The following is a 6,401-nucleotide window of genomic DNA, read 5'->3' as shown; positions in this document are numbered from 1 at the left end:
GCTTAGGGGTCGAGGGGAAACGCCAGTCTCCCCCGCCCACACAAACGCTAAGCGTTTGTATAAGTGGGCACTTCGTGGTTGCACCCTGAATCAACCTTTGCGAGAAATCAACCGTTCTCAATCGTGCGGAGATAAGAATGGCGCGCAGCATCGATCAGCAAATTGCGGAAACGCAGGCCAAGTTGGCCCGGCTGAAGGAGAGGCAGAAGGCCAGCGAGACCCGCCGCAAGATCATCGTCGGATCGGTCGCGATCTCCAACGCGCTGAAGGATCCGGAAAAGGCCCGGGCGCTCGCCGCCCTGCTGCGCCGTGCCGTGACGCGCGAAGTCGATCAGAAGGAAATCATCGGCCTCTTGGAAGAGCTCGATGACGCCGCGGCAAAGGCGGAACGACAATGAGCGCCAAAGATCCATTCCAGATCCTCGCCGATGAGCTGACCCTGATCCGCAAGGACATGGACCAGCTCCAACGCACCAGCCTCGACAAGAAGGACGCACAGGCCCTGCACCAGAAGTTGGCCGAGGGGGTCGACCGGATGCACAGGGCCGCTTCCGAGGTCCACCAAGCCATCGACAACCGCTTGGTGACCGTCGCAGCCTACCTCAAGGAAGAAGCCACCAAAGCCGCCGAGAAGGCCGCGAGAGACGCCATCCTGAAGGCCCATGACGAGAGCATCGACGCCGCCCGGAACCTCACACAGGCCGCCGGAGAGGCCCGTAGAGAGGCCTGGCGCTACTTCGGGGGGTTCTGGGTCTGGCTGGTCTCTATGCTCGCTGTAGGGGCCGTTCTGGGCCTTCTGCTGGCTTATGGGATGGAAACGGCCAAGTCTGCCCTCTCGGTCAATGATCTGGTGAGCTACAATTGCGGCAGATCGTGGTTCGGGGGGCAGGTGGTTGAGCAGGACAACGGGTCCAGCTTCTGCGCCTTCTGGATCACAGAGTAGAACCGGTGACAGGGGTCACTCCGGCCATTGCGCGGCAGACCAGTCGCGCGACGTGTGGATGACCCGGACAATCGCCAAGATTTCTTCGCCGCCCCTCTGACTAATCGCGTAAGCGAGGAGCCTGCGCTGACTTCCCCGAACAATCGGTTCTAGAAAAGCGGCTCAACGCAGGTATCGGCGCTCTTTTTTGGTGATCCTGCGAAGGACCGCAGCGAGCAGCAACGTGTAACCCAGCAGGATAAGCCCCAAGCTCAAGGGGAAAAGTGTTGTGCGCGACTGGAATCCTGAGAAAACGGTGCCGGCGTAAAAGCGGTCTGAGAGCAACAATCCAGTTCCCAGGGCCAACGATGCGTAGCCTGAATAAGACATTCTCAAACCAGTTTTCATGCTTAGACTTCCACACGTCACGTAGTTTCATTCAAGGTTTTGGATTAACGCAGATTTTCAGCATTCAGTTTCAACCCCCCAAAATTTCACTCCTTCATCTCGACGTGTTCGCCCCACCTTCCGGTTTGTTCGTCCCTCCACGCGACACCCAACATTAGAGAACTTAAAACAGACACGCCGGAGGGTATCCCTTCCCCTCCCTGCCTGACCCACCCCATCCCTGGTAACTCGCACCGTTGGTTAAGTAGCGAACTACTTAAAGTACCGCCGAGACTAACACTTGGATGCAGGCTCCCTCGTCGCCTGCGTCGTTCAAAAACTCCCCCCTCGCCCGATCGCTCGACCAGCGCTATGGGGCGCGCTCCCGATCGAACGAGCGGGGATTTTTTGCCCTCCTATAGATCATTAGAAGGCGCAAAATTTTCTTCATTTTAAATCAATTACTTGGCAGGGGGGGGTAGGTCACAGCTGTGACCTACCCCTAGGTCACAGCTGTGACCTAGGTCTGGTCGAAATTAGTGCACGTATGGTCAATATTTGACGGGACAGAACTAAACATCCATGATCTACATGCGCCCACAAATGAGCGAAATTTAGTCACGTATGAGCTAGGGGTAGGTCATGGATGAACCAGGTCAGCGGCAGCCGGAAACTCGAGCCACGCTCCCATCCAAGCCAGCACGGGGACACTTTGTGCAAACGGATCGGGCAGCGCACGAGGCTTGGGCGAGATTAGGAACGAAACACCCGGCAGCTTCGGCATTGCTACACGTATTGGCGGCAAATGTCGGCGAACAAAACGCGGTTGTTGCCTCACACAAAGTTCTAGCCAAGCTCATGGGGTCGTCTGCCTCGACCGTGAAACGTGCCCTTAGAACCTTGGAAGCCGGAAACTGGATTGAGGTTCAGCAGATCGGTGCTAGCGGCACCGTAAATGCATACGTCATCAACAGCCGTGTTGTCTGGACCGAGGCCAGAGACCGCTTGCGCTACGCTCGCCTGCAAGCCGAAGTCCTGCTGGCCGAAGATGAGCAACCCGAACCCATCGTGGCAGACAAAGCCGCTCTGCACCGACTGCCCCGCATTGGTGAGATGCAAATCCCCTCTGGCAGTGGCTTGCCACCGATCTCACAGCCCAGTTTCCCAGGCATGGAAACCGATCTTCCAGGAACACCTGGGAAAGATGAAGAGTAAACAGGTCAACACCATGAATACTGGCAACTGCGAACGATAGGAAACCCCATGGTGTACACCCTTGGAGAAGCTGCGAAGGCCACGGGGAAGTCGAAGGCAACCATATCTAAAGCCATAAAATCAGGCCGCATATCCGCCTTCAAAGACGATACAGGTGTGTTCAGAATAGATCCGTCCGAGTTGCACAGGGTTTACCCCCCAACACCTCAAAATCACAAAAAGGAAACACCTGAGAAACCGCAAGTAAACAGGGAGGAAACAGGCGAACTCAAGGCTTTACAAGCGCGTCTTGAAGCAGCTCAAGAACGGCTAGCCGACAAAGAAGCCGTAATCTCAGACTTGCGAGAGGATCGGGACAAGTGGCGACATCAGGCCACGGCACTCTTAGAAGACAAGAGGCCTCGCGGGCTCTTCAGAAGGCTTCTGGGGCGCTGACGTACAAGTATTGTTTAGGGCAGGTTAGGTAAGATGCCGGGGGCACTCCTTTAGCAGGGGAGCGCCTTCAGATCCCATTTCCGTAGCTCAGTAGTATCCCGCTTCTCTCTGGTGCCTGACCGCCAGCACCACGGCCTGCTCGCCGTCGACGCGGTAGAGAACGACATAGCCGCTTTCGCCGAACGGGATCAGCCATTCCCGAAACTCCGGATCCATCTTGTCGGCCGGACGGCCGGCGCCGGGATGCGCGGCCACGACCTGCATCCCCTCGCGAATAGCCCGCACGGCACGGGAGGCCGCCTCCGGATTTTTCGGAGCCAGGAAGCCATGGCAGCGCCGGACACCCGCAAGGGCCTCCGGCGTCCAGATCAGGTGTGGCATTCAGGAGGCTCCACGTCCTGGCCGGCCTCGAGCTGGGCCAGCCAGTCGTCCGCTTCGGCCTGGGTGACGTGCAGACCAGTGGCCTGATACGCCGACCATGCCTCCGCGGCCTCCTGCCGGAACGCTTCACGCTTTTCCTCGCGCTCGACATATTGGGCGATCGCTTCCCGCATCAGGTAGTGCGGAGTGCGGTGCTGCGCCTTGGCAAGCTGGCGCATCCGAGCGTGAACATCGGCGTCCAGCTTCACCGCGACGGGATGGGTAGCAGACATGGAATAGCTCCCTGGGTATTACGAGGTAATACCTCTTATATAGCATGGCCCAGCACTGGAACCAGAGAGATCCCCAGCCTCGCGGAGACCTGAGCGGCTCAACCCTGAGTAGCTGGGAGTCGGGGAACGGGTTTTATGGGGCGCGCAGCAGCGCGGCCCGCCCTCGTCTCGCGGTTGTGCCAAAGGGAGCAGTAGGGATGGCGAGGCCCCGGTCGGCTCCGCCGGCTATTCGGGCCCGTGACCAAAGGTCAGGTTCACTGTCTTTGCTCCCCTTGACGGGCATTTCAAACCAGCGATCTTATCCCTGATGATCCTGCATGACGTATCTGCGGCGGCAGCCCGCACGCACTGGGCCCGCGGGCTGACCACGGACCTGATTGTCCAAGCGGCAGAGCAAGAGCCGAAAGTCGATATCATAGCGGCCGCATTGACCGCAAAGAGCGGGCGCAGCCTCGTTGCTTTGCAACGCGCGGCAAAACGCATTGCCCGGCACCCAGGATGCGCCGCCGCACGGGCAACCAAGCAAGATCGGACCCGGGCCCTCGAGGTGGTCATTCGCGGAGCCCGGCGGGACTCGGAGTTGCGCTATGCCGATCAGCAAGATGGCTTCAGGCAGGACCTGGTGCGCTACATTCTACGTCAGCTTACGGCCAAGGAGACTAAAGACTCCATCGTCGTTTTGACGCGCCACACACTACAGCGATGGATCGAGCGCGGCGGCGCCGGAGATCCGCGCCAATTCTTGCTTCAAAAGCTTGATCGCGCCATCGTCTACGCGCTTCAGGACGCGGACTTGATCGCGGCCACCTCCGCAATCCTCGCGGCGAACTTGCAGGACCAGGGAGCACAGTCTGCCCGCTTCGGCGTTCCCGATGAGCGCGGCGGATTATGGATTGCGGGGCTTTCTGGATTTGCGACCCAATCTCCACACGTGAAGTATCGCAGCCTGCTAGCTTTCCTCACATATTTGGGCCAGGACATGATGAGCGGGGCGCAGATCGCGTATCGCAAGCGCGCCGTCGACCAAGGTCTCTTCGCGGCTACGCGCGACTTCCCAGATCTCTTTCGCCCGCGCGCAACGCGGGACGTGCCCTAAGATTGTCTGACCTAGTGAGCGCGGCGAGCCCGTAACCGGGGGTCATCTCTGACGCCGCGCCGGCCGCAGTGTGATTAGATCCGTCCCACCGCAGGGCGCGCTCGTCGCGCTCCCTATCACGATATCACGGACAAGCGATTCTCATGGCTTCAAAATGGCAAGGCGGTGAGCGCGATCCACTCCGTGAGTGGTGGGGGATCAGGACCAAAAACTCCGGGCCTGGTATCGGCGACGGATCACGCTCCAATTTTTCTTGGGAGCAGTATGGCTTCACGTGCAATCAAAAGGAGAGTGAGCGCGTCACCTGACCTGAAGCTCGGGCGCCTTGAGTTTCAGAAAAGCTGACGGGAAACGCCGCAGCAGCATGATGCTTACAACTCGTGGTCATAGCCCCGATCACGAATGGCATGACGCTCCTGCTCGAGGTCGTTTTCGAGGTGCCTGTCACGCTGCCGCTCTTGGGCTGTGCTCACCTCGTAATCCTCTCGTTCCTGTCTATAGCTCGAGAGCCGTTCTCTGAGAGCGTCACGATCCACCCCGGAAAAAGCAGAACGTAGCCGCGCGGCAAGACCTTCAGAGGTATCCCGTTCTGGGACCTCGACCTCCGGCAGCTCCTGTTGCCGTTCCTGGCGATCGGCCCAGGCCTCGCGCAGGCGCGTCGCGAGATCGGCAGGCCGGTCCTGGTCAGTAGCTACTCCGGACAACGCCAGCTCGGCGCGACCGCCGCCCAGCCGATCCAAGGTGCGCTCGGCGGCATGGTCGAGCCAATCACGGACATGACCCGCCAGCTCCTGCGCCACGCGGGCGACCTCGACCGCCTGCGCCTTGATCTCGTGCCAGGCGCGCACTCGGCCGACCTCGTGGCCGCGCTCTTTCATCTGCCACGCTCCCGGTGAAAGCTGCGGCAGCGGCTCGCGGTCCAGCGAGATCGCCCGCACGGTCTCGCGCAGCTCCGTGCCCTCGTCGCCGCGCTCCCGCGCCTCGGTCGCCCATTCCAGTGCCTCCTCCCGCTGCGCCTCGAGGGTGCGGTGGTCGATGCGCTGCTCGAGGCCGGCGCGCTCGAGGGCGTGGTTGCTGCCCACCGCCCACGCCTCGCGCCAATGCTCGAGGAGCTCGACCTTGTTCCAGTCGCGGTTCTTGGTGGTGAACCCCTCGGCGCCGATCTCGCGCGTGGTGAGCAGGATGTGGGCGTGGTGGTTGCGATCATCGCCGTCGCGCCCGGGCGCGTGCAGGGCGATATCCGCGACCATGCCGCGATCCACGAACTGTTCTTGGGCGAAGTCCCGGACCAGCTCGACCCGCTGCGCGTGGGCCAGCTCGGCAGGCAGGGCCACGCGCACCTCGCGGGCCACCTGGCTGTTCTTCCGGGTCTCGGCGCGCTCGACCTGGTTCCACAGCTCGGATCGGTCGTAGGCCCAATCCGGAGCGTGGTCGGGGGCGAGGATCTCGGTGTGATCGACGCCGCTGCGCCCCGCGTAATCGAAGGTCAGCCCCGTACGGTGATCTTCGATACGCTCCGCCGCCCGGTAGGCGATAGCCGCCGTGGCGGAGCGGCCCTGACTGCGGGAGATCATCGTGGCTCTGAGATGATAGATCGCCATTCGGGGCCGCACTTCGCTTAGGGGTCGAGGGGAAACGCCAGTCTCCCCCGCCCACACAAACGCTAAGCGTTTGTATAAGTGGGCACTTCGTG

At 60.8% G+C, this 6,401-nt stretch carries 9 protein-coding genes; 5 read left to right on the top strand and 4 right to left on the bottom strand.

The annotated features are described in order from the left end of the window. The first annotated feature begins 137 nt into the window (after positions 1 to 137). Together G0Q01_RS22085 and G0Q01_RS22080 are read left to right on the top strand one after the other, a co-directional pair. Positions 138 to 398, top strand: a complete 261-nt coding sequence (locus G0Q01_RS22085) for a hypothetical protein (protein ID WP_164213862.1) — start codon at positions 138 to 140, stop codon at positions 396 to 398. Continuing rightward, on the top strand, positions 395 to 943 hold the full coding sequence (locus tag G0Q01_RS22080) for a hypothetical protein (RefSeq protein ID WP_164198080.1): 549 nt from the start codon (positions 395 to 397) through the stop codon (positions 941 to 943). The genes G0Q01_RS22085 and G0Q01_RS22080 overlap by 4 nt, the downstream gene beginning before the upstream one ends. 162 nt (positions 944 to 1,105) lie before the next feature. Here the strand turns inward: G0Q01_RS22080 and G0Q01_RS22075 are convergent, their stop codons facing one another. Further along, positions 1,106 to 1,330 (bottom strand): hypothetical protein, encoded by a 225-nt coding sequence (locus G0Q01_RS22075; RefSeq protein ID WP_164198083.1) that lies wholly within the window; start codon positions 1,328 to 1,330, stop codon positions 1,106 to 1,108. 762 nt (positions 1,331 to 2,092) lie between these two features. Here G0Q01_RS22075 and G0Q01_RS22070 point away from each other — a divergent pair. Further along, positions 2,093 to 2,524 (top strand): replication/maintenance protein RepL, encoded by a 432-nt coding sequence (locus G0Q01_RS22070; protein WP_203595131.1) that lies wholly within the window; start codon positions 2,093 to 2,095, stop codon positions 2,522 to 2,524. Between the two features lie 48 nt (positions 2,525 to 2,572). Further along, positions 2,573 to 2,959 (top strand): helix-turn-helix domain-containing protein, encoded by a 387-nt coding sequence (locus G0Q01_RS22065; protein WP_164198087.1) that lies wholly within the window; start codon positions 2,573 to 2,575, stop codon positions 2,957 to 2,959. Positions 2,960 to 3,046: 87 nt separating this feature from the next. Here G0Q01_RS22065 and G0Q01_RS22060 read toward each other — a convergent pair whose 3' ends face one another. Both G0Q01_RS22060 and G0Q01_RS22055 read right to left on the bottom strand, forming a co-directional pair. Next, a complete protein-coding gene (locus tag G0Q01_RS22060) occupies positions 3,047 to 3,340 on the bottom strand; it encodes a type II toxin-antitoxin system RelE/ParE family toxin (RefSeq protein ID WP_164213861.1) in 294 nt (97 codons plus the stop codon). Beyond that, the gene (locus tag G0Q01_RS22055) at positions 3,328 to 3,612 is read right to left on the bottom strand and encodes a CopG family ribbon-helix-helix protein (RefSeq protein ID WP_164213860.1); all 285 of its coding nucleotides are present in this window, start codon (positions 3,610 to 3,612) and stop codon (positions 3,328 to 3,330) included. Before G0Q01_RS22055 ends, G0Q01_RS22060 begins: the two co-directional genes overlap by 13 nt. Before the next feature lie 307 nt (positions 3,613 to 3,919). Between G0Q01_RS22055 and G0Q01_RS22050 the strand changes: the two genes are divergently transcribed. Continuing rightward, positions 3,920 to 4,708 carry a hypothetical protein gene (locus G0Q01_RS22050; RefSeq protein WP_164198093.1) on the top strand — a complete coding sequence of 263 codons (789 nt, stop codon included), beginning with the start codon at positions 3,920 to 3,922 and terminating at the stop codon, positions 4,706 to 4,708. A gap of 371 nt (positions 4,709 to 5,079) precedes the next feature. Here the strand turns inward: G0Q01_RS22050 and mobQ are convergent, their stop codons facing one another. After that, the gene (mobQ, locus tag G0Q01_RS22045) at positions 5,080 to 6,309 is read right to left on the bottom strand and encodes a MobQ family relaxase (RefSeq protein ID WP_304610680.1); all 1,230 of its coding nucleotides are present in this window, start codon (positions 6,307 to 6,309) and stop codon (positions 5,080 to 5,082) included. Positions 6,310 to 6,401: the final 92 nt, after the last annotated feature.

It is taken from the genome of Salipiger sp. PrR007, from assembly GCF_010499845.1.
Taxonomy (GTDB): Bacteria; Pseudomonadota; Alphaproteobacteria; order Rhodobacterales; family Rhodobacteraceae; genus Salipiger; species Salipiger pacificus_A.
This window is presented reverse-complemented; position numbering and strand designations above follow the sequence as displayed.

Excerpts from the sequence above, each read along its gene's own strand:
- G0Q01_RS22060 (WP_164213861.1), bottom strand. The coding sequence starts at position 3,340 with ATGCCACACCTGATCTGGACGCCGGAGGCCCTTGCGGGTGTCCGGCGC.
- G0Q01_RS22050 (WP_164198093.1), top strand. The coding sequence starts at position 3,920 with ATGATCCTGCATGACGTATCTGCGGCGGCAGCCCGCACGCACTGGGCC.
- G0Q01_RS22080 (WP_164198080.1), top strand. The coding sequence starts at position 395 with ATGAGCGCCAAAGATCCATTCCAGATCCTCGCCGATGAGCTGACCCTG.
- G0Q01_RS22055 (WP_164213860.1), bottom strand. The coding sequence starts at position 3,612 with ATGTCTGCTACCCATCCCGTCGCGGTGAAGCTGGACGCCGATGTTCAC.
- G0Q01_RS22065 (WP_164198087.1), top strand. The coding sequence starts at position 2,573 with ATGGTGTACACCCTTGGAGAAGCTGCGAAGGCCACGGGGAAGTCGAAG.
- G0Q01_RS22085 (WP_164213862.1), top strand. The coding sequence starts at position 138 with ATGGCGCGCAGCATCGATCAGCAAATTGCGGAAACGCAGGCCAAGTTG.
- mobQ (WP_304610680.1), bottom strand. The coding sequence starts at position 6,309 with ATGGCGATCTATCATCTCAGAGCCACGATGATCTCCCGCAGTCAGGGC.
- G0Q01_RS22075 (WP_164198083.1), bottom strand. The coding sequence starts at position 1,330 with ATGAAAACTGGTTTGAGAATGTCTTATTCAGGCTACGCATCGTTGGCC.